Origin of the sequence: Micromonospora sp. NPDC049559, from assembly GCF_040676675.1 — a bacterium.
Lineage (GTDB): Bacteria > Actinomycetota > Actinomycetes > Mycobacteriales > Micromonosporaceae > JBFAPK01.
Genome location: NZ_JBFAPK010000002.1, coordinates 374,316 through 397,000, shown reverse-complemented (window position 1 = coordinate 397,000; position 22,685 = coordinate 374,316). Strand labels below are relative to the sequence as shown.

16 protein-coding genes are annotated in these 22,685 nt (G+C 70.9%); 10 read left to right on the top strand and 6 right to left on the bottom strand.

Annotated elements, in window-relative coordinates; translation table 11 throughout:
• Window positions 1–57: 57 nt before the first annotated feature.
• Entirely contained in the window at window positions 58–3,603 is a 3,546-nt protein-coding gene (locus AB0J86_RS04695; RefSeq protein WP_363852540.1) for a ThuA domain-containing protein, read from the bottom strand.
• A 510-nt stretch (window positions 3,604–4,113) separates the two neighbouring features.
• Here AB0J86_RS04695 and AB0J86_RS04690 point away from each other — a divergent pair.
• The 9 genes from AB0J86_RS04690 to AB0J86_RS04650 all read left to right on the top strand — a co-directional run bounded on the left by AB0J86_RS04690 (window position 4,114) and on the right by AB0J86_RS04650 (window position 17,461).
• A complete protein-coding gene (locus AB0J86_RS04690) occupies window positions 4,114–5,622 on the top strand; it encodes a sugar ABC transporter ATP-binding protein (protein WP_363852537.1) in 1,509 nt (502 codons plus the stop codon).
• The gene (locus tag AB0J86_RS04685) at window positions 5,619–6,593 is read left to right on the top strand and encodes an ABC transporter permease (protein WP_363852535.1); all 975 of its coding nucleotides are present in this window, start codon (window positions 5,619–5,621) and stop codon (window positions 6,591–6,593) included. The genes AB0J86_RS04690 and AB0J86_RS04685 overlap by 4 nt, the downstream gene beginning before the upstream one ends.
• Window positions 6,594–6,595: 2 nt before the next feature.
• The gene (locus AB0J86_RS04680) at window positions 6,596–7,594 is read left to right on the top strand and encodes an ABC transporter permease (RefSeq protein ID WP_363852532.1); all 999 of its coding nucleotides are present in this window, start codon (window positions 6,596–6,598) and stop codon (window positions 7,592–7,594) included.
• Window positions 7,591–8,775, top strand: coding sequence for a substrate-binding domain-containing protein (locus AB0J86_RS04675; RefSeq protein WP_363852529.1), 1,185 nt, complete (start codon window positions 7,591–7,593; stop codon window positions 8,773–8,775). The genes AB0J86_RS04680 and AB0J86_RS04675 overlap by 4 nt, the downstream gene beginning before the upstream one ends.
• Before the next feature lie 6 nt (window positions 8,776–8,781).
• Window positions 8,782–9,633 (top strand): sugar phosphate isomerase/epimerase family protein, encoded by an 852-nt coding sequence (locus tag AB0J86_RS04670; RefSeq protein WP_363852527.1) that lies wholly within the window; start codon window positions 8,782–8,784, stop codon window positions 9,631–9,633.
• Window positions 9,634–9,750: 117 nt separating this feature from the next.
• Window positions 9,751–12,144: an RICIN domain-containing protein gene (locus tag AB0J86_RS04665; protein ID WP_363852524.1), complete on the top strand. Its 2,394-nt coding sequence runs from the start codon at window positions 9,751–9,753 to the stop codon at window positions 12,142–12,144.
• A gap of 374 nt (window positions 12,145–12,518) precedes the next feature.
• Window positions 12,519–13,853 carry a glycoside hydrolase family 43 protein gene (locus AB0J86_RS04660; protein WP_363852521.1) on the top strand — a complete coding sequence of 445 codons (1,335 nt, stop codon included), beginning with the start codon at window positions 12,519–12,521 and terminating at the stop codon, window positions 13,851–13,853.
• 415 nt (window positions 13,854–14,268) lie between these two features.
• Window positions 14,269–15,792, top strand: coding sequence for a non-reducing end alpha-L-arabinofuranosidase family hydrolase (locus AB0J86_RS04655; protein WP_363852519.1), 1,524 nt, complete (start codon window positions 14,269–14,271; stop codon window positions 15,790–15,792).
• A gap of 184 nt (window positions 15,793–15,976) precedes the next feature.
• Window positions 15,977–17,461: an endo-1,4-beta-xylanase gene (locus tag AB0J86_RS04650; protein WP_363852517.1), complete on the top strand. Its 1,485-nt coding sequence runs from the start codon at window positions 15,977–15,979 to the stop codon at window positions 17,459–17,461.
• 151 nt (window positions 17,462–17,612) lie between these two features.
• Here AB0J86_RS04650 and AB0J86_RS04645 read toward each other — a convergent pair whose 3' ends face one another.
• Window positions 17,613–18,479, bottom strand: coding sequence for a helix-turn-helix domain-containing protein (locus AB0J86_RS04645; protein WP_363852514.1), 867 nt, complete (start codon window positions 18,477–18,479; stop codon window positions 17,613–17,615).
• A 9-nt stretch (window positions 18,480–18,488) separates the two neighbouring features.
• The gene (locus AB0J86_RS04640) at window positions 18,489–19,313 is read right to left on the bottom strand and encodes an alpha/beta hydrolase (protein WP_363852511.1); all 825 of its coding nucleotides are present in this window, start codon (window positions 19,311–19,313) and stop codon (window positions 18,489–18,491) included.
• 154 nt (window positions 19,314–19,467) lie between these two features.
• Between AB0J86_RS04640 and AB0J86_RS04635 the strand changes: the two genes are divergently transcribed.
• Window positions 19,468–19,965, top strand: coding sequence for a YcxB family protein (locus AB0J86_RS04635; RefSeq protein WP_363852508.1), 498 nt, complete (start codon window positions 19,468–19,470; stop codon window positions 19,963–19,965).
• Window positions 19,966–20,024: 59 nt separating this feature from the next.
• On the opposite strand, the gene AB0J86_RS04630 is transcribed toward AB0J86_RS04635, so the two are convergent.
• From AB0J86_RS04630 to AB0J86_RS04620, 3 genes are all read right to left on the bottom strand, one after another.
• The gene (locus AB0J86_RS04630; RefSeq protein ID WP_363852505.1) at window positions 20,025–21,257 is read right to left on the bottom strand and encodes a cytochrome P450; all 1,233 of its coding nucleotides are present in this window, start codon (window positions 21,255–21,257) and stop codon (window positions 20,025–20,027) included.
• 207 nt (window positions 21,258–21,464) lie between these two features.
• Window positions 21,465–22,223: an HAD family hydrolase gene (locus AB0J86_RS04625; protein ID WP_363852503.1), complete on the bottom strand. Its 759-nt coding sequence runs from the start codon at window positions 22,221–22,223 to the stop codon at window positions 21,465–21,467.
• 49 nt (window positions 22,224–22,272) lie between these two features.
• Complete coding sequence (locus AB0J86_RS04620; RefSeq protein ID WP_363852500.1) at window positions 22,273–22,593, bottom strand: hypothetical protein; 321 nt, start codon at window positions 22,591–22,593, stop codon at window positions 22,273–22,275.
• Window positions 22,594–22,685: the final 92 nt, after the last annotated feature.

Genomic DNA, 22,685 nt, shown 5'->3' with positions numbered 1-22,685 from the left:
GTCGGCCGCCGGTCCCGACCGGACCGTCACCGGCTACCGTCGGGTAGCCGCGGTTCGTCACACCGGGGCGAACCGCCACTGCTGGTTGGTGCCGCCGTGGCAGTTCCACTGCACCAGCCGGGCCCCGTCGCTGGTGGCGCCGCCGTTGACGTCCACGCAGTGCCCGCTCAGCACGCTCTTCACCGTGTACACCCCGGAGGTCCCGGTCGCCGTGGCGGTGAACTTCTGCTGGTTGCCGTTGTTGCAGGTGGCCTGCTGGAGGAAGGCTCCCGGGGCGGTCGAGGCGCCGGTCACCTCGACGCACTTGCCGCTGTGCACCGCCTTCAGGTAGACCGCGCCACCACCGGCGTCGACGGCCTGCCACTTCTGGTTGTCGCCGCCGGTGGCCGCCCACTGCTGGATCTGGGCGCCGTCGGCGGTGGAGGCGCCGTTGACGTCCATCAGCTTGCCGCTGTGCTGTGCGGTGAGCGTCCAGGTCCGGCCCGCTACGCCGGCCGTGTCGGGTACGCCGACCCCGGGGCCGCCGAAGGTGTGCGAGTCGAGGTCGAACCAGTTGTTCGCGGTGCCCTTGAACACCAGGTAGAGCGTGTGCGACCCGGCCAGGGCGGCGACGTTCACCGGCGGTGTGGACTGGTAGTTGTCCCAACCGCCGGTGCCGGGGACCGGGGTGGTGGCCAGCAGCGTACCGGTCGGCGAGTCGGCCCGCAGCTCGATCGAGCCGCCGCCGGACGGTGACGACAGCCGGTAGCTGACGTTCGTGACGCCCGACAGGCTCATCGGGGTGAACGCGATCCAGTCGTTGTTGGAGATGTCTCCGACGCGCTTGCCGCTCTCGGCGCCGGCCTGGTCGACGACCCGGGTACCGGACTGGCTGCTGTAGAACTCGGCCTGCTTGTGCTTGGGCTGGAGGATCGCCTGCGCGCGGCCGGTGAGCGGGGCCGCTCCGCCGGCTCCGCCGTTGTCCGTGTAGTGCGCGTTGAGCACGTAGAACAGGTTCGCGCCGTCGGGGTGTCCGCCGAGCAGGTCGGTGGAGATGGTGCCCGAGCAGCCGGGGTAGTCGGTGGTCTCGTGCGCGTGGTCGTCGTGGCCGAGGGCCGGGTTGAGGATCACCTTGGTGCAGTCGACCGCGGCGCCGCCCGGGTCGGAGACGGTGATCTGGTACGGCACCCTGTCACCGAAGGTCAGCATCCCGCCGTTGGGCGGGGTGGTGATGGTGACCACCGGGGCGGTGTTGCCGACGGTGATCTGGACGTTGGCGAAGCCGGTCTTGCCGGTGCTGTCGGTGACCTTCAGCTGTGCCGTGTAGTTGCCGTTGGCGGTGTAGACGTGTGCCGGACTGGCCGCCGTCGAGGTGGTGCCGTCGCCGAAGGTCCACTGGTAGGCGAGCGTGTCGCCGGGGTCGGGGTCGGCCGTACCGGCGCTGCTGAACTGGACGTTCAGCGGGGCGTTGCCGCTGGTGGGCGTACCGTTGGCCCGGGCGATCGGCGATCGTCCGCCCTGGATGTAGTCGATCCGGTAGAGCCCGGAGTCGCTGTTCCCGCCACCGAAGTTGGTGCCCCACTCCAGCAGGTAGAGCGAGCCGTCCCGGCCGAACTCCAGGTCCATCGGCTTGTTGAAGTTGCCGCCGGGCAGGAACGGGTTGGTGCGGGTGACCGCCGTGGCCGAGTCGAAGTGGACCTCCTTGACGTAGTTGCGCGACCACTCGTAGAAGAAGTGCACGCCGTCGTAGTAGGGCGGGAACTTTGTCGCGGACGGGTTCGCCGGGTCGTACCGGTAGACGGGTCCGCCCATCGGCGCGGAGCCGCCCGAGCCGAGCTCCGGGAAGGTCGGCGAGGTGCCGTAGCCGTACCAGATCTGCGGCGCGACGACCGGTCGCAGGGTGGTCAGGCCGGTGTTGTTGGGCGAGTTGTTGACCGGCGCGGCGCAGTTGAACTTCGCGCCGACGACGCCGGTGTCCGGGTTGTACGGGGCGTAGGGCTGGTTGTCGCCGTGGCAGAACGGCCAGCCGTAGTTGCCGGGGGACTTGATGACGTTGAGTTCGACGAGCCCCTCCGGGCCGCGGTTGGTGGTCGGGGGGTTCCGGTCGGGCCCGTAGTCGGCCAGGTAGACCCAGCCGTTGGCCGGGTCGATGGAGAAGCGGAACGGGTTGCGGAAGCCCATCGCGTAGATCTCCGGCCGGGTCTGGGCCGTACCCTGCGGGTAGAGGTTGCCCGCCGGGACGGTGTAGCCGCCGCCGGCCGAGGGCCGGATCCGCAGCAGCTTTCCGCGCAGGTCGTTGGTGTTGCCGGCGGTCCGGGCCGCGTCGAGGTTGGCCTTGCCGGGCCGCCAGTCCAGCGGGGCGTAGCCCTGCCAGTTGGGGTCGAGGTTCGGCGGCGTGTCGTCGCCGGTGCCGATGTAGAGGTTTCCGTCGGGGCCGAACTCGATGTACCCGCCCGTGTGCCCGGGTTCGGGGAACGTACGGTCGCGGTACGCGGGGATGTCGATGATCCGGACCTCGCTGGAGAGGTTGAGCGTGTCGCCGGTGAGCGTGTAGCGGGAGACCCGGTTGACGTCGGTCGTGCTGCTGGCCGGCGAGTGGTACAGGTACACGTAACCGTTGCTGGCGAAGTTCGGGTCGAGTGCGAGCCCGGTGAGGCCGTCCTCGCCGCCGGTGTAGACGCTAAGCGTGCCGGCGGTGACGGTGGTGCTGGTGGACGGCTTGAAGATCTTCACCTGCCCGCCCCGCTGGACGTAGAGCACGCGTCCGTCGGGGGCCACCGCCAGCGCCATCGGGTCGACGGTGTTGTCGTCGAGGGTGCGCTTCTCGAAGTTGCCCCAGACGGTGCCGCCGCAGTCGCCGGGCTCGTTGCCGGCGGCCCATTTGACGCCGCCCAGGACGTGGTTACGGAAGTTGGTCTCGCTGTAGGACTCGATGGCGTGCCCCATCGCGGTGGTCCAGACCCGGCCGCCGCTGACGCTGCGGCACCAGGAGATCGGGTGGTCCGGACCCATCGCCCGGGAGCCCGGGTTGTACGTGCGCTCGTCGGCGGTCACCAGGACGTGGACGTCGCCGCGCGGGTTCCGGTCGAAGTTGTACCACTCCTCGCTGCGGTTCCAGCGGTCCGGCAGGCCGGCCGTCGAGGGATGCCGCTTGTCGGCGACGATCGCGGTGCCGGGCAGCACGCCGGGGGAGTGCTCCGGCATGTGGGCACCGGCGTTCACGGTCTGGTCCCACCACGGGTACTCGCCCTCGATGCCCATGTCCGTGGCGTTGTGGACGGCGACGATGCCCTTGCCGCTGGCGAGGAATCCCTCCACCGCCTGGCGCTGGGCCGCCGTGGTCCAGACCATGCCCGAGGTCTGGAACATGATGAGCACGTCGAAGGTCGCGAGGTTTGCCGGGGTGAAGACGCTCGAATCCTCGCTGTGTACCAGCTCGAAGTTGTTCGCCGCCGCCTGCTGCTGGAACATCGAGATCCCGGCGGGGATGGAGTCGTGCCGGTAGCCGGCGGTCTTGGTGAAGAGCAGGGCGCGGAAGGCGGGAGCCGCCGACGCCGGGGGCGCGAGCGCGAGCGCCAGTAACAGGCCGGCGAGCACTCCGAGGATCAACGTTTTGCGACGCATGCCGTCTCCTAGCTCGGGCGGGCAACAGGATTGCGGCCACGGGCCCGGCGGCGCGCCGGGTCGCGCCCGGCCCGCATGGGGCACTGTGCTGGTCGGTCGTCCTGCCGTCCGCCGCAACGGCAGTCAGCCCCGCAGAGTGCTACAGAGCGTGACGGATGGGATGGCCTCGTCCCGTGCTTCGCAAGGTGTCGGGATGGGCTTCGCATCGAAGTCCATCTATGTTCTGTTTCGTACCGTTCCGCAGCGTCGGTGACCGCGTTCAGCCTCCGGTCCGGCGCCGCTGCCGGTCGAGCGGTGGCCGGATCGGCCCTCCCACGTCGAGGATTGCGGACTCGGATCGAAACATCTATCTTCATACGTGTTATGTTTCGCTCGTGTCAAGCGAATGTTTGCAACGCAAGAACGTAAGCCTCCGCACCGCGCCCACGAAGTCCGGCGTCGTACGAACAAAACGACCTGACGCGGTGGATGAACCCCTGTCGGTAATTACTATCTGTGAGGGTTTTTGTGATGGCAGATCCACCTCCGGCGCCGCTGCTCGTCCTGCGCGGCATCGGCAAGTCCTTCCTCGGGGTACGCGTCCTCGACGGTGTCGACCTCGACGTCGCGCCGGGTGAGGTGCACGCCGTCGTCGGTGAGAACGGCGCCGGGAAGTCCACCCTCATGAAGATCGTCTCGGGCGGATACGTCCTGGACGAGGGAAGCGTCGAGTTCGCCGGTGAGCCGCGCGCGTTCCGCGGCCCGCGCGACGCGCAGCGGGCCGGCATCGGCATCATCCACCAGGAGTTCAACCTGCTGCCGGAGCGGACCGTCGCGGAGAACGTGTACCTGGGCCATGAGCCGGTGCGTCGCGGTCTGGTCGACCGTCGGGAGATGCTCGGCCGAACCCGTCAACTGCTCGCCTCGATCGGGGAGACCGCGCTGCCGGCCGACGCCCGGGTGGGACGCCTCGGCGTCGCACAGCAACAGGTCGTCGAGATCGCCAAGGCGCTCGCCCTGGACGCGCGGCTGCTCATCATGGACGAGCCGACCGCGGCGCTGGCCGACCACGAGGTCGAGCTGCTGTACGGGCTGGTACGCCGGCTCCAGGAGCGGGGCATCGGCCTGCTGTACGTCTCGCACCGACTCGCCGAGGTCTTCGACCTGTCCGGCCGGATCACGGTCCTGAAGGACGGCCGCCGGGTGACGACCCTACGCACCGCGGACACCACCCCCGACGACCTGGTGCGACACATGGTGGGCCGGGAACTGTCCAGCTACTACCCGGACCGCGCCGGCCCCGGGGACCGCGGGCCGGTCCGGCTCGTCGTGCGCGACGGGGGAAACCGGAAGCTGCGCGGCGTGAACCTGGAACTGCGGGCGGGTGAGGTACTCGGCGTCGGCGGGCTCCAGGGCGCCGGACGGTCGGCGTTGGCCCGCGCGCTCTTCGGGGCCGCCCCGTTCACGACCGGCGAGGTCACGCTCGACGGCGTACCGGTCCGGCTGCGCTCGCCGCGCGCCGCGGTGCGGGCCGGCGTCGCCTACGTCACCGAGGACCGCAAGGGCGAGGGCATCGTCGCCCGGCAGTCCGTGCTCGACAACGCGCTGCTCGCCAGCCGGGCCGTCTTCGCCGCCCGGTCCGGCCGCGCCGCCCGGGCCACGCGGGTCCGTGAGCTGCTCGCCGCGGTGCAGGTCCGGGCCGACGACGGCCAGGAGATCCGCTTTCTTTCCGGCGGCAACCAGCAGAAGGTGGTGCTGGCCCGGTGGCTCGCGCTCGGCCCGCGGATCCTGCTCTTCGACGAGCCGACCCGCGGCATCGACGTGGGGGCGAAGTCCGCCATCCACGATCTCGTCCGCCGCCTCGCCCGCGACGGGGCGGCCGTGCTGATGATCTCGTCCGACCTGGCGGAGCTGCGGGGGATGAGCGACCGGATCGTCGTCATGCGCGACGGCCGCGTCGCGGGCGAGCTGCCCGCCGGCGCGACCGAGGAGGACGTCGTCGCCCTGGCGGTCGGGACCGTACGGGAGTCGGCCGCGTGAGCGGCCTTCCGCTCCTGCCGGCCCGCCGGCCCGTACCGGGCGTGTTCGTGGCCCTGGCCCTGGTCCTCGCGCTCGGCTGGCTGGTGGTGACGATCGACGGCGGCCAACTGTTCAACCAGTCGACGACGGTGAGCCTGCTGCACGTCGCCGCCGGGCTCGGGCTCGTCGCCGTGGGCCAGACCCTGGTCATCCTCGGCGGCTCGCTCGACCTCTCCGTGGCGTACGTGATCAGCCTCAGTACCCTCGTCGCGGCCGAGACGATGGCCGGCCGCGACGGCGCGCTGCTGCCGGCGGTCGGCCTGACGCTCGCCGTGAGCGCCGGCGTCGGGCTGCTCAACGGGCTGCTCGTCACGAAGCTACGGATCAACGCGTTCATCGCGACCCTCGGCGTCGGGCTGCTGCTGAAGGGCTACCTCGACAACGGATACGACGGCCCCGCCGGCACCACCGCCCGCTCGCTCGTGCGGACCCTCGGGTACCAGCGTGTCGGTCCGGTACCGCTCTCGTTCCTCCTGCTGGTCGCCGTCACCGGGGCGGCCTGGTTCGCGCTCGCGCGGACCCGGTTCGGCCACCACCTGGTCGCGGTCGGCGGTGACCCGGAGGTCGCCCGGCTCTCCGGTGTCCGCACCGACCGGGTCCTCGTCACGGCCCACGTGCTCTGCGCGCTCTGCGCCGGGCTCGCCGGGATCTACCTCGCCAGCCGGCTCGGCTCGGGTACGCCCCGGATCGGCACCGAGGGGCTGTACGACCTGGAGTCGATCGCCGCCGTGGTGATCGGCGGCACCGCCCTCGCCGGCGGACGCGGCGGTGTCGTCGGCACCGTCGGCGGGGTGCTGCTGCTCGCCAGCATCGACGCCATCTTCAACCAGCTCGAGGTGGACGCCTTCTTCAAACAGGTGATCCGCGGCGCCGTCATCATCGCCGCGGTCGCCGTCTACGCCCGCCGGACCCTGCGGAAGGCGGGCTCCTGACCATGCAGACCGTACCGCGTTCTCCACTGCCGTCGCGGCAGCCGCGGATCCGCCCCGGTGGCGTCCTGCCGATCCTCGCGATCCTCGGTGTCCTGCTGGTGCTCGTCACCGTCCGGCAACCCGACTTCCTCGCCCCGCCGTCCCTGATGTCGTTCCTCGGCCGCTCGGCGCCGATCATCCTGCTCGCCGCCGGCCAGTACTTCGTGATCGTCTCCGGCGAGTTCGACCTCTCCGTAGGTTCGCTGGTCACCGCCCAGGTCGTCGTCGCGGCCCGGCTCATCGACAGCGATCCGTCCCGAACCTGGCCCGTGGTGCTGGTGCTGCTCGCCGGCGGCGCGTTCGTCGGGCTGGTCAACGGTCTGGTCACGACGCTGCTGCGAGTGCCGTCGTTCATCACCACCCTCGGCATGTTCCTGATCCTCGTCGGCGCGGTGTACCTCTGGTCCGACGGCGCTCCGAAGGGCGGTCTCGCCGAGGAGTTCCGTCAGTTCGGCCGCCGCGCGTTCGAGGACGTGCCGGTGCTCGGGCGCCTCCCGTACGCCCTGGTCGTCCTGCTGGTCTTCGCCGCGCTGGCCGTGCTGCTGACGCGCTCCGACTTCGGCCGCACCCTGGTCGCCCTCGGCGACAACCCGCGTACGGCCGAGCTGAGCGGGGTGCGGGTCTGGCGTACCCGGACCGCCGCCTTCGTCCTCAGCGGGCTCGCCGCGGCGGTCGCGGCGATCCTGCTCAGCGGCTACAGCGGCGTCTCGTTCCAGGCCGGCGCCGGCCTGGAGTTCGGGGCGATCACCGCGGTCGTCCTCGGGGGCGTCGCGCTGGGTGGCGGCCGCGGGTCCGTGGTCGGCGCGATGCTCGGCGCGCTGACCCTCGAACTGCTCTTCGCCCTCATGAACTTCTACGGCGTCTCCGGCGCCCTCAGATCGACCGTCCAGGGAGCGATCATCCTGCTCGCCGCGGCGGTCCCGGCCCTGCGTTCCTCGACCAGACAAGGGGATTTCTCGTGATACGTCGCATGGCGGCCCTGGCCGCGGTCACCCTGCTGTCGCTCGTCGGCTGCGCCACCGACGAACCGGCCGCGACCCCGTCGGGCAGCTCCACCGGGGCCGCCGGGGCGGGCACCGGGGAGCAGTCGAAGTTCTTCGTGCAGGCCGACTACGACAACGAACTCTCGCTGCTCGCCACCACCCCGACCGGGCCCGCCGACAAGCCGTGGGAGCAGGCGCTCAACCCGACGATGGTGGAGACCGCGAAGTTCAAGAAGGCTGGCCCGTACAAGATCTGTTTTTCCAACGCCGCGCTGAACAACGCGTGGCGGCAGGTCGGGTTCAAGACCATGCAGGCCGAGGTCGAGGCGCAGGGAAGCCGGATCAGGGAGTTCGTGCACGTCGACGCCGAGGGCAAGGACCAGAAGCAGATCGCGGACATCAACGACCTGCTCGGCAAGGGCTGCGACGCCCTCATCGTCTCGCCGAACACCACCGCCACCCTCACCCCGGCCGTCGAGGCGGCCTGCCGTACCGGTCTGCCGGTCGTCGTCTTCGACCGCGGCGTCGACACGAGCTGCCCGGTGACGTTCGTCAACCCGATCGGCGGGTACGGGTTCGGCCACGTCGGGGCCGAGTTCGTCAGCCAGCGGGTGAAGCCCGGCGGCAAGGTGCTCGCCCTGCGGATCCTGCCCGGCGTCGACGTCCTGGAGACCCGCTGGTCCGCCGCGAAGGTCGCCTTCGACAAGGCGAAGGTCGACGTCGTCGGGGTCGAGTTCACCGACGGTGACCCGGCCAAGACCAAGAAGATCGTCGACGACTACCTCCAGCGGTACGGCACCATCGACGGGGTCTGGATGGACGCCGGCGCGGTCGCGGTGGCGGCGGTCGAGGCGTTCCAGGACGCGGGCAAGCCGGTGCCCCCGATGAACGGCGAGGACCAGCTCGACTTCCTGAAGATCTGGAAGGAGAAGAACCTCACCGCGATCGCGCCGACCTACCCGACCTACCAGTGGCGTACGCCGATCATCGCGGCGCTGCGGATCCTCGACGGCCAGCAGGTCGCCAACCCGTGGAAGTTGCCGCAGCCGACCATCACCCGGGAGAACCTGGACCGCTACCTCGACCCGGACATGCCGCCGTTGCACTACGCCATGTGCGGCTGCACCGACCTGCCCGGTTACCCGCGGCGCTGGAAGTAGGTCCCGTTGCACGCCATCGGTGTCAATCCCTGGGTGTGGGCCTCGCCGGTCGACGACGCGGCCCTGGCCGAGCTGATTCCACGGATCGCCGCGTTCGGCTTCGACGCGGTCGAGCTGCCGATCGAGCAACCCGGCGACTGGGACCCCGTCCGCACCCGCGACCTGCTGGCGGCGCACGGCCTGGCCGCGGCGGGCGTCTGCGCGGTCACCCCGCCCGGGCGTGACCTCGTGGACGCCGCCCCGGCCGTCGTCGAGACGACCGTGGCGTACCTGAAGGGCTGCGTGGAGAGCGCGGCCGTCGTGGGGGCGCCGTGCGTCGGGGGCCCGGTCTACGCCGCGGTGGGCCGGACCTGGCGGATGACCCCGGCGGCCCGCGCGGCCTGTTACGCGGCGTTCCGCCGCGCGCTGGCGCCCGTCGCCGACCATGCGGGAGAGCGGGACGTCGCCATCGGCGTGGAGGCGCTCAACCGCTACGAGACGAGCGTCGTCAACACCGTCGAGCAGACGGTGGAGCTGCTCGACGGTCTGCCGCCGAACGTCGGCATCATGATCGACACCTACCACATGAACATCGAGGAGGCCGACCCGTACGAGGCACTCGTGCTGGCCGGCCCGTACATCAAGCACGTCCAGGTCAGCGGCACCAACCGGGGCGCTCCAGGTGCGGACCATCTCGACTGGCCCCGCTTCTTCGCCCGGTTGGGCGCCACCGGCTACCGGGGCGCCGTCTGCATCGAGTCGTTCACCTCGGAGAACGAGACCATCGCCACCGCCGCGTCGATCTGGCGCCCGCTCGCCCCGTCACAGGATCGGCTCGCCCTGGACGGCCTGGCCTACCTGCGGCGGATCCTCCGCTGACCCGGTCGCCGAGTCACCGATGCCGCCCCCGCGACGCCGTACCCGGCACGGCCGCCCGGTCACGCCCCGGACCATCGGCCACACCACACCATTCCATCCCAGGTAAGGAGACCTCCCGTGTCGGTACCCTCAGTTCCTGCCGCCCGAAGGCGGGTGCTGGTTCCAGCCGCGACGGCGGCGTTGACCGTCCTGGCCACCGCGACGGTGCTGGCCAGCTCGGCCGTTCCCGCGTCCGCGGCCACCACCACCCTGTACGCCTCCCCCTCGGGTAGCGGCACCGCGTGCACCTCGTCCGCCCCGTGCTCGCTGACCGGCGCGCAGAGCGCGGTCCGGTCCCGTACCGGTTCGATGTCCGGGGACATCGTCGTCCAGCTGGCCGACGGGGTGTACCGGCTCACCTCCCCGCTCCGGCTGACGGCCGCCGACTCCGGCACGAACGGCTACCGGGTGCTGTGGCAGGCGGCGCCGTCGGCCCGTCCGGTGGTCAGCGGCGCCCGGGCGGTCACCGGCTGGTCGCTCGTCGACGCCGGGAGGAACATCTGGCGGGCCAATGTCGGCGCCGGGGTCGACAGCCGGCAGCTCTACGTCGACGGCGCCATCGCCACCCGGGCTCGCACCCAGGTCAACCGGGCGGACTTCAGCGCGGACAGCACCGGCATGAGGTTCACCAACAGCGCGCTGAGCTACCTGAACAACCTGGCCAACGAGAACCGGATCCAGCTGGAGGCCGTCAACTCGTTCACCGACCGGTACGTCTCGGTGCAGAGCATCAGCGGGAACCTGATCACGATGCAGCAGCCCGGCTGGAGCAACAACAACTTCGGGTACGACACCTTCACCAGCCCGCACCGGGCGGGTCCGCTCTACCTCACCAACGCCTACGAGTTCCTGGACGCACCCGGGGAGTGGTATCTCGACCCGGCCAGCGGCGCCCTGTCCTACATCCCGCTCGCCGGCCAGAACATGAGCAACGTCAGCGTCGAACTGCCGACGCTCCAGTCCCTGCTGAACGTCGGGGGCACCTACGACGCGCCCGCACACCACATGACCTTCAGCGGAATCACCTTCACCGGTACGAGCTGGCTCGGCCCCAGCGGCAACCAGGGCTACGCGGACCAGCAGACCGGTGCCTACATCGCGGGCAACTGGAGCTGGCCCGCCTTCACCTCCTGCCACAACGGCTGCCCGCAGTTCGAGGCCACCCGGCCGAACTGGCTCCAGTCGCCCGCCGCCGTGCAGGTTTCCGCCGCCAACAACATCACCTTCACCGACTCCCGGTTCCTCAACCTCGGGCAGACGGCGGTCGGCATCGGCAACGACGCCAGCGCCCACGCCAGCGGGGTCGGCCTCGGCGCCAGCAACATCACCATCACCAGGTCCGAGATCGCCCGCAGCTCGGCCGGCGGCATCGTCGTCGGCGGCGTACGGGCGGACGCGCACCACCCCGGCGACCAGCGGATGGTCAACCGGGACATCACCATCAGCAACAACCGCCTGCACGATCTCGGTGTGGAGCACCGGGGCATCGTGTCGGTGCTGACCACCTACGTCACCAACGCCACCGTCTCGTACAACGAGGTCTACAACATGCCGTACACCGGCATGTCCATCGGCTACGGCTGGGGCTCCAACGACGCCGGCGGCAGCAACCACTACGCGGACCGTGGCCTGTACAACTACCAACCCCGCTACGCCACGGCCACCACCGCGTCCAACAACCGGCTCGTCGGCAACTACGTGCACGACGTCATGCAGCAGATGAACGACGGCGGGTGCATCTACACGCTGTCGGCGAACCCGGGCGGGCTGATCAGTGACAACTACTGCCTGCGCACCAACGGCTACTTCGGGATCTACTTCGACGAGGGCTCCCGCTACTACACCGCCCGCAACAACGTCTTCTCCGCCACCGGCACCTGGGCCACCGCCAACTACTGGTTCGCCGAGAACATGGGCAACTTCACCGTCACGAACAACTGGTCGACCAACGGCAGCACCAACGTCACGAACGGCGACCGCGGCAACGTGGTCTCCGGCAACGTCACGGTGACCAACGGCAACTGGCCCGCGGGCGCCCAGGCCGTGATGGCGGCCGCCGGGCCGCAGAGCGGCGGCGGCCAGCAGAACGTGCAGATCGTCGGGGGCCAGTCCGGCCGCTGCCTCGAGATCGGCGGATCGAGTACGGCCAACGGTACCCAGGCGCAGCTCTGGGACTGTCACGGCGGGACGAACCAGCGGTGGACGTACACCGCCGGCAGGCAGTTGACGGTGTACGGCAACAAGTGCCTGGACGCCTCCGGGGCCGGTACCAGCGACGGCACACTAGCGATCATCTGGGACTGCAACGGTCAGGCCAACCAGCAGTGGAATGTCAACGCCGACGGCACCATCACCGGCGTGCAGTCCGGACTGTGCCTCGACGCGAGCGGCAACGGCACCGCGAACGGCACGAAGGTCCACCTCTGGACCTGCCACGGCGGCAGCAACCAGCAATGGAACCTGCGCAACTGACACCACGCATCCCCGGCTACCTCTTGAAGGCTGCGAAACACTGTGGCAATCTCCCATATATCGATGTGAGCGTTCTTCTGTCTCCCGGCTCTGACGCACGTCCGAGCAGTAAGGCAGGTATGTGAGCGCTAACAGCCGTCGGCGCAACGCGGATTTCAGGCACGCGTCAGCAGCGTCATTCACGCCGAGGATGTCCGCTGCCCGCGTGACCTGGGAGGGCCGGCGCGGAGTTGCCCTCTCCGCGCCGGCTCGGCCGGCGACCACCACCCACGACGAGGGACACCGTTCGCCACGAGCGGGAGCCCGAGGAGGTATCCAAATCCATGAAATCCGCTACGTTCGGCCGAGCCGCGGGCAGACGCGGCGTGGCCTTGATGGCCGCGCTGCTGTGTCTGGTGGCACTGGTGCCCGGGGTGGCCCGGGCGGACAACCCCATCGTGCAGACCATCTACACGGCCGATCCGGCGCCGCTGGTCCACAACGGCCGGGTCTACCTCTACACCGGCCACGACGAGGACGGCTCGACGTACTTCACGATGCGCGAGTGGCGGGTCTGGTCCTCGGCCGACATGGTGAACTGGACCGACCACGGTTCCCCGATGAGCCTGGCCACCTTCAGCTGGGCCAGCGCCGACGCCTGGGCCGGCCAGACCGTCTACCGCAACGGCAGGTTCTACTGGTACGTGCCGATCAAGAACCGGGCGACCGGCCGGATGGCCATCGGGGTGGGTGTGTCGGAGAGCCCCACCGGGCCGTTCCGGGACGCGCTCGGTCGCCCGCTCGTGGAGAACGGAGAGATCGACCCGACCGTCTTCGTCGACGACAACGGGCAGGCGTACCTCTACTGGGGTAACCCCAACCTGTGGTACGTGCGGCTGAACAGCGACATGATCTCGTTCTCGGGCGGTCCGACGCAGATCCCGTTGACCACGGCCGGGTTCGGCGCGCGCAGCGGGAACACGAGTCGCCCGACCCTGTACGAGGAGGGACCGTGGGTCTACAAACGGAACGGGCTGTACTACAACGTCTTCGCTGCCGAGTGCTGCTCCGAGTTCATCGGCTACTCGACGGCCCCCGGGCCGACCGGACCGTGGACCTATCGCGGGACGGTCATGCCCCGGCAGGGAGCTAGCTTCACCAACCACCCCGGGGTCATCGACTTCAACGGCGGCTCGTACTTCTTCTACCACAACGGCGCCCTGCCGGGCGGCGGCGGCTTCACGCGCTCCGTGGCGGTGGAGAGGTTCACCTACAACGCCGACGGCACGATCCCGACGATCAACATGACCTCGACCGGAGCCCCCCAGGTCGGGACCCTGAACCCGTACGTCCGGCAGGAGGCCGAGACGATCGCCTGGGAAACCGGGGTGGAGACCGAGCCTGCCAGCGGGGGAGGAATGAACGTCGGCTGGATCGAGAACTCGGACTGGATCAAGGTCAAGGGCGTGGCCTTCGGCGGCGGTGCCGCCTCGTTCAGCGCCAGGGTGGCCTCGGCAACCAGCGGCGGTCGCATCGAGGTACGCCTGGACGGCACCAACGGCACCCTCGTCGGCACCTGTACCGTCGCCGGCACCGGAGGCTGGCAGACCTGGACGACCGTCACCTGCCCGACCGCCGGCGCGACCGGTACGCACGACCTGTATCTGCGGTTCGCCGGCGGCAGCGGCTACCTGTTCAACCTCGACTGGTGGCAGTTCCAGCAGCGGTAACGGCGCCGACCGCGACGGACGGCAGCCCTTCGTGGCTCGCCTCGTGGCAGCACCCCCGATGTTAGCGCACACATAGCTGCGATCCGAGGTTCGCGCGGTGCCTCGTCGACGGGTGGGGGTCGATGCCGATGGGGGAGCCGGCGGAGGGTGGCGCGCCGGGAGGCGAGGCGCGCCGAGGCTGACGAAACCCGAACATTACGACTTGACGAACAACGTGTTATCGCTCACAGTGGAGGCTCAAGGATGACGATGCCAGTGGCTTACCGGGCAAGCCCGCTTCGTCGGACCTTGGGACTCGGCGCGCGCCAGGGCATGCGCGCATATTGTTAGCGCTCACACGTCATCGCATGCGTCAGGCCGCGCGTCGCGGTCCGCCCATCTTCCCGGCACGGCTTTCGCTCATTGAAGGAGGATCATGTCTGCCTTTGGTAGATCTCCGTCGCTCGCGCCGCCGTCGCGGCGGCGTCGGTGGTTGCCGCGGGTCGTCGCCGCCGGCGTGGCCGCGGTGGTGGTCGGCGGTGCCGCGGCCGCGGTGGTGTCGACACCCGCCGCCGCCGCGACGGTCGACACGAGCGCGTGGTACGTACTGGTCAACCGCAACAGTGGCAAGGCGTTGGACGTCTACAACCTGGCCACCAACGACGGCGCGCGGATCGTGCAGTGGGCGCGCAACAACGGCAACCAGCAGCAGTGGCAGTTCGTCGACTCGGGCGGTGGCTACTACCGGTTGCGCTCCCGGCTCTCCGGCAAGGTGCTGGACGTCTACAACTGGTCGACCGCCAACGGCGCCAGCATCGTGCAGTGGACCGACAGCAACGGGGCCAACCAGCAGTTCCGGCTGGCCGACTCCGACAGCGGCTACGTCCGGTTGATCAACCGGAACAGCAACAAGGCGGTGGAGGTGCAGGGTGCCTCGACCGCCGACGGCGGAAACGTCGTGCAGTACGACGACTGGAACGGCAGCAACCAGCAGTGGCAGCTCGTACGCGTCGACGGCGGGGGCGACCCCACCACGCCGCCGCCGAGCGGCACGTGCAACCTCCCGTCGACGTACCGCTGGACCTCGACGGGCCCGCTGGCGCAGCCGAGGTCGGGGTGGGTCTCGCTCAAGGACTTCACCCATGTTCCCTACAACGGCAGGCACCTCGTCTACGCGACCACGCACGACACGGGGACGACGTGGGGCTCGATGAACTTCGGCCTCTTCACGAACTGGTCCGACATGGGGTCGGCCAGCCAGAACGCGATGTCCTTCGCCACCGTCGCGCCCACCCTCTTCTACTTCGCCCCGAGGAACATCTGGGTGCTCGCGTACCAGTGGGGTGGGACCGCCTTCTCCTACCGGACGTCGAGCGACCCCACCAACCCGAACGGGTGGTCGTCGCAGCAGGTGCTCTTCTCCGGAAGCATCTCCGGCTCCGGTACCGGACCCATCGACCAGACCCTCATCGGTGACAGCACGAACATGTACCTGTTCTTCGCCGGTGACAACGGGAAGATCTACCGGGCCAGCATGCCCATCGGGAACTTCCCGGGCAGCTTCGGTACGTCGTCGACGGTGATCATGAGCGACACCACGAACAACCTGTTCGAGGCCGTCCAGGTCTACAAGCTCCAGGGCCAGAACCGGTACCTCATGATTGTCGAGGCAATCGGCTCGCAGGGCCGCTACTTCCGGTCGTTCACGGCCACCAGCCTGAACGGTTCGTGGACACCGCAGGCGGCGACCGAGAGCAATCCCTTCGCCGGCAAGGCCAACAGCGGCGCCACCTGGACCAACGACATCAGCCACGGTGACCTGGTCCGGAGCAACCCCGACCAGACCATGACCGTCGACCCGTGCAACCTGCAGTTGCTGTACCAGGGACGGTCCCCCAACTCCGGCGGCGACTACGGCCAGTGGCCGTACCGGCCGGGTGTGCTGACCCTGCAGCGCTGACCGCGTGACGCGGGTCCGGCGGGCTCGGCGCGAGGTCGAGCCCGCCGGACCCGCACCGGAGGGCTGCGGGCACGGGCGGGGGAGCGGCGTCCCCGGGGCGGCCGGCCTCGTCCGGCGCCGGCGCCGGACGTTGCCCCGCCGCGAGCGCCCGCACGCCGGAAGTGACACGAGAGGAGACTCCACGATGACAACCTCGGCCGGGTGCACCAGACCCGTACCCCGTTCCCGGCGGGCGATCTCCCTGCTGGCCCTGTCGCTGGCCGGGTTGGTGACCGCCGCCGGCGCGCTCGTCCTCGCCCCCGCCGCCGACGCGGCGACCACGCTGGGGGCCTCCGCGGCCGAGCGGGGCCGCTACTTCGGCGCCGCGGTGGCGGCGGGCAAGTTGAACGACAACACCTACGTGACGATCCTGAACCGGGAGTTCAACAGCGTCACCCCGGAAAACGAGATGAAATGGGACGCGACCGAGCCGTCCCAGGGGCGGTTCACCTACACCAACTCGGACCGCATCGTCAGCCACGCCCGCTCGCGCGGCATGCTGGTACGCGGGCACACGCTGCTGTGGCACAACCAACAGCCCGGCTGGGCGCAGGGCATGTCCGGTAGCGCCCTGCGGAACGCGGCGATGAACCACGTCACCCAGGTCGCCACCCACTTCCGGGGACAAATCCACAGCTGGGACGTGGTGAACGAGGCGTTCGCCGACGGCGGCGGTGGTGGCCGCCGCGACTCCAACCTGCAGCGGACCGGCAACGACTGGATCGAGGTCGCGTTCCGCACGGCGCGGGCCGCCGACCCCAACGCCAGGCTCTGCTACAACGACTACAACACCGACGGGATCAACGCGAAGTCGACCGGCATCTACAACATGGTCCGGGACTTCAAGTCCCGGGGCGTGCCGATCGACTGCGTCGGGTTCCAGTCGCACCTGACCAACTCGGTACCCAGCGACTACCAGGCCAACCTGCAGCGCTTCGCGGACCTCGGCGTGGACGTGCAGATCACCGAGCTGGACATCGCCGGGTCCAACCAGGCCGCCGTGTACGCCACGGTCACCCGGGCCTGCCTGGCCGTGTCCCGCTGCACCGGCATCACGGTGTGGGGGATCCGCGACAGCGACTCCTGGCGTACCGGGCAGAACCCGCTGCTCTTCGACGCCAACGGCAACAAGAAGGCGGCGTACACCGCCACGTTGGAGGCGCTCAACAGCGGCGGCAGCGTCCCGCCGGGCGGCGCGGTCGACACCAGCGCCTGGTACGTGCTGGTGAACCGCAACAGCGGCAAGGCGCTGGACGTCTACAACCGGGCCACCGAGGACGGGGCGCGGATCACCCAGTGGGCGCGTAACGACGGAAACTGGCAGCAGTGGCAGTTCGTCGACTCCGGCAGCGGCTACTACCGGGTCCGATCCCGGCACTCCGGCAAGGTGCTCGACGTCTACAACTGGTCCACGGCCGACGGGGCGGCCATCGTGCAGTGGGCCGACGGCAACGGCGCCAACCAGCAGTTCCGCCTAGCCGACTCGAGCGGGTACGTGCGGCTGATCAACCGGAACAGCGGCAAGGCGCTGGAGGTGCAGGGCGCCGCCACGAACGACGGCGGGAACATCGTGCAGTACAGCGACTGGAACGGCGCCAACCAGCAGTGGCAGCTGGTCCGGGTCGGCTAACCCGTCCGGCGGCGTGCCCGGGCCGGGCGCGACAACCTCGCCCGGCCCGGGCACTCGCATGGTCGTGCCGGTCGCGGACGATACCCGTGCTCACCCGCTGACCGTCCGGATCCAGGCCCGCTCGCCCTGGGCCGGACGGCCCGGGGCCGGATCAGCGCGACCCGACCAGCCGGGTGGGTACCGAACCCGGCCACGCGACGTCGTCGATCGCGAGCCACGGCGCGGCGGCCACCGCCGGGGGCGTGAGCCCCGTGAACGCCCTGACCTCGCGGTGCAGGTGCGACTGGTCGACGTAGCCGGCCTCGGCGGCGACGTCGGCCGCGGCGTGGCCGGCCGCGAGAAGGTGGGCGGCGTGGTCGAACCGCACCAGCCGGGCGGCCCGTTTGGGCGTGATGCCGAGCTGGGACCGGAAGCGCGACCACAGCCGCTTGCGGCTCCAGCCGACCGCGTCGGCCAGGCCGTCGACCCGTACCCGCCCCCGGCTGGTGAGCGTCCGCCGCCAGGCGTAGGTGACCTCCCGGTCGGCCGTCGGGCGGTCGCCCAGCCGTCGGGCGAGGACCTCGGCCGCGATCGCGAACCGCTCGTCCCACGACACGGCGGCGCGCAGCCTCTCCTCGGCGTGTCCGGCGGCCCGGCCCCAGAGGTCTTCGAGGGGCACGACCACCCCGCTGAGCTCGCTCGTCGCGCCGAGCGCCGCGGCCGCCACGGCCGGCTCCAGCCGGATCTGCAGACATTCGACCCGCGACCAGCCGGCCGCCCGAAGCTCGCCCGGGAGAAGCCCGACCGCGACGCTGCCGCGCTGGTGCCGCCCGTGGACGTCGTACACGGGGCCTTCGCCCTCGCTCAGGTCGAGCAGCAGGGTGACGGACGGGTGCGCCACCATGGCGATCTTCCCGTACGCGGGAACACGCTGGCGGAAGCCGGCCATGCTGATCCCCGGCAGCCGGACCGACGGGCGCGGGACCGCGACATCCATGTCCGACCACGACCAGTCGGGCAGTGTCGCGCTCGGCAGCACACGCCCAGTCTACGCGGATCGGCCGTCGGCGCCGGCCGTCGTGAAGCCCAGCAGCAGCTCACCGGTGGTCTCCGGCGCCTCGAACATGGGCAGGTGTCCGACGCCGGGCAGCAGTTCGACCCGGCCGCCGGGTACCGCGTCGTACTCGCGGGCCGACGCCGGATCCCAGCGCGGATCGGCGGTACCGAAGAGCACCAGCACGGGAAGGCCGAGGGCGGCGAGGCGCGCGGGCACGCTCCGCTCGGCGAGGTACGCGCCGTTGGCCCGCAACACCGAGCGCATCGCCCGGTACGTGGTGCCCCGCAGCTCGGCGACCAGGTCGTCGGGGATCTCCACGGGCCGGGCGCACGTCGCGCCCACCGCCCTGCGGATCGTCGCGTCCGAACGTCTCGCCCAGAGCAGCGGGCCTAGGGGCGGGGCCAGCAGGACCCGCAGAAGGGCCGGTTGCGGAAGGAGTGCGTCGACACTCGGACCGGTGCTGACCAGCGCGAGCGACGTCACCAGGTCGCGGCGCGCCTCGGCCAGCGCGGTGGCGACGTAGCCGCCGCTGGAATGCGCGACCACGACGACGTGCCGCAGGCCGAGCCCGTCGAGGAGCGCGGCCACCCTGGCCGCCTGCGCCGGCACACCGTACGACGGCGGGGGTGGCGAGTGCCCGCAGCCGGGGAGGTCGACGCGGACGACGTGGTGGTGGGCGGCGAGCGCCGGGACCACCGGGTTCCAGGAGCCGCTCGACGCTCCCGAACCGTGGATGAGCAGCAGCGGCGGCGCCTGCGGCGGGCCGTCGTGGACCACGCGCATCGGGTGGGGGTACGCAATGTCGTGCTCGGTCATGCCAACGAGGGTGCACCGGCCGCCGGCCGCCGGTCTTGGACAAATGTCGTCGTGGCGGGCGGTCCCGGCCACGGAGTCGGCGCCCCGCGGCTCTTCAAGGCAGGGCGCGGGTCGCGCGCTGCCCGGGGGCGGGTGGGAGCACTATCGTTCTGGCGTGCACATCCGTTTCGACGTCCCAGCCGACCCCGCCTATCCAGGCCGCGTGGCGGCTGCGCTCAGCAGCGTTCGGCTGCGCAGGTACGGTTATATCGGCGCGGTGCTGGCAGCGGTCGGGGCCATCGTTTTTGCCGTTTCGCGGGGATCGGCGTGGGCCGACCGGGTCTCGTCGTTGTGCCTGGCCATGGTCGCGGCGGGCCTGCTCTCGATGCTGTACCCGCCGTGGGTGCGCTGGCGCGCCCGGCGCCGCTCCAGCAGCTACGCCGTCGCGGGCGCCTACGACATCACCGACGACAACATCATGATGCGCAGCGGCTCGGAGTCCGGCGGCATCGCCTGGGACGGGGTCACCCAGGTGCGGGACACCCCCGAGTTCTGGATCGTGTACGTCGGCCGGATGCCGGCGACCGTGATCCCACGCCGCTTGATGTCCGCCGAGGACGCGGAGACGTTGCGCGGCTATCTGGTCGAACGTGGGCTGCTCCGCCCTCGGTGATCCCGTTCTCGCTGATCCCCTCTGCCGGCGGGAGCGCGTCACCGTCCCCGGGCCGTGTCCTAGTTGCCGGGCGCGCCGGCGTCCGCCCCGATCCCGGTCGTGACCGGCAGCGTGGCGAAGCCGCGCAGGACCAGGCGGTCGCGGCGCTCGGCCGGGCCGGCCAGGCTCAGCCGGGGCAGCATGGTGAGCAGCAGCGGGAACGCGACCTGCGCCTCCAGCCGGGCCAGCGGCGCGCCGAGGCAGTAGTGGGCGCCGCCGCCGAACGAGACCGGCTGAATGTTCGGACGGTCCGGGTCGAACCGGTGCGGGTCGGGGTAGCGTGCCGGGTCCCGGTTGGCGGAACCGAGCAGCATGGTCAGCTGCGCGCCGGCGGGGAGCCGCGGCCCGTCGCCGAGATTCAACGGGTCGGTGGTGAACCGGGTGGTGAGCTGCACGGGGGAGTCGTACCGGAGGATCTCCTCGACGAACGCCGGCGCGAGGTCCGGGTCCGCGCGCAACCGGTCCGCCTGCTCGGGATGCTCCAGCAGGATGTGGAGGCCGGTGCCGAGCAGGTTGGTGGTGGTCTCGAAGCCGGCGATCAGCAGCAGGACAAGATTGGCGAGCAACTCCTCGCCGGTCAGCCCGGCGCCGCCGGTGTCGTCGTGCGCGGCGATGAGCGCACTGGTCAGGTCCTCCTGCGGTGCGCGTCGGCGCTCCTCGATCAGGTCGACGAAGTATGCCTCGAGTTCACGGCCGGCCACGTCGGCGAGCCGCATCTCCTCCTCCGTGCTGATCGGTTCCAGCACCACGGTCAGGTCGGCGGTCCGCTGCCGGAACCAGGGCCGGTCCGCCTCGGGAACGCCGAGCAGCGCGCAGATCACGCCGATCGGCAGCGGGTACGCGAACGCGCTCATGAAGTCCGCGCTGGCCGGCATCGCCTTGATCAGCTCCTCGGCCTGGTCGGCGATGACGTCGCGCATCGCGGCGACCCGGCGGGCGGTGAAGGTGGCCGCGGCCGCCCGGCGTACCCGGGTGTGGTCCGGTGGATTGGTCTGCAGCATGGACAGCACGACGGAGGCGACCCCGCGGTTGTGCCGCCAGTCCGGCCAGAATCCGTCGTAGTCGGCGGCGTCCGCGACGCGCAGGCTCGGGTCGCGCAGCAGGCGGCTGGTGAGCGCGTGGGTGGTGACGAACCAGCGGCCGTCCAGCGCCTGGAAGACCGGCGAGTGCGCCCGGATCACGTCGTAGGCTGGATACGGATCGAGGCGTCCCTCTGGCAGGAACAGCGACGCCAGCGCGCTCTGATAGTCCATCCTTGCCGCCTTCCGTGCGGACGGGTGTGCTGCCTCGCAGCATCATGCCGAACCCGCTCAAGGGCCGGGTTCGCCGGTCGCGCCGGTCCGGAGCGGTCGGTCCGGAGCGGCCGTTTCGGCGCCGTGGGCCGGTTCGGGGTCGTGGGCCGGTTCGGGGCCGCCGGCCGGCTCGGGTCCGTGGGCAGGCGGGGGCGACCGCGGCCCGGGTCAGGTCAGCCCGGCCCGACGCAGCAGGTCGAGCAGCCCGTACCCGTCGTCGACGACGACGTCCGGCACGAGTTCCCGGACGGTTCTCGCCCGGGCCGTGCGGGACGAGCGCATCAGGATCGCCGCCCCGGCGCCGGCGCGACGGGCGCAGGCGATGTCCCGGTCGACCGTGTCGCCGACGAACCAGCATTTGCCGATCGGTACGCCGGCCGCCTCCGCCGCGCGCCAGGCCAGCTCGGGGTTCGGCTTGCGGATCCCCACCTCGTCGCTGTAGAACTCGGCGGCGAAGAGCGGGCGGAGGCCGGCGGAGGCGAGGAAGTCCCGGTGCGCGGCACCGCTGATCGCGTTGCTCACCACCACCATCGGGATCCCGCCGGCCGCCGCCGCGCGCAGCGCCTCCGCGATGCCCTCCCGGACGGCCCACCCGTCGCCCCACGCCCACGCGTACGTCAACGAGGTCGCTTCCCGCCGTACGGCCGCCCGCGCCGCCGCCGGCCAGCCGGTGGTGATGAACTCGTCCCAGATCCGGTCGTGGGTCACCTCCAGCGGACCCTCGTCCTGGCTGGTCTCGTCGCGCCAGCGGGCGAACCGGCGCGCTCCCGCGGTGATGTCCCGGACGATCGCCTCGACCGGGACCGCGCGGCCGGTGAGCGTGTGCAGCCGTTCGACCAGGGCGGGCGGGGCGGGTGTCTGGGGCCGCGGCGAGTCGACGAGGACACCACCGAAGTCCAGCAGCAATGCGGCGGGCGGAATCAGCATGCGTCCATCGTCGCCGTACCGGCCGGCTGCGGTAAGGGATGCCCTCGGGTCAGCCGGGGCCGGGCCGCCCCCACCGGGTGCCATCTCGAACCCGCCACCCGTCCGCGACCGCCTCCCGGATCAGCTCCGCGACCAGCCGCGGCGTGACCGGGTCCAGGGCGAACACCTCGGCCACCCGGTCGGCGGGCGTGGTGATGATCGGCCCGTAGTTCAGCCACGGGTCGTCGAAGTCCACCTGGAACTCCACCGGAGCGCCGCCGGGGGCGAGTGGCCAGACCGTGACCACGACCCGACCGGGGTCGGCCCGGCGGACCGCCCAGCCGTACTCGACGTCGTCGACGCGAATCCTCCGCCTGCGGATCCTCGCCATGCGGCGAGGATAGCCAGCCGGGCGACGGCATGCGGCGAGGGTGGTTCCCGGGCCTCGTCGTGCCGGGAGATGGTTGGCTCGGGGGCGACGGG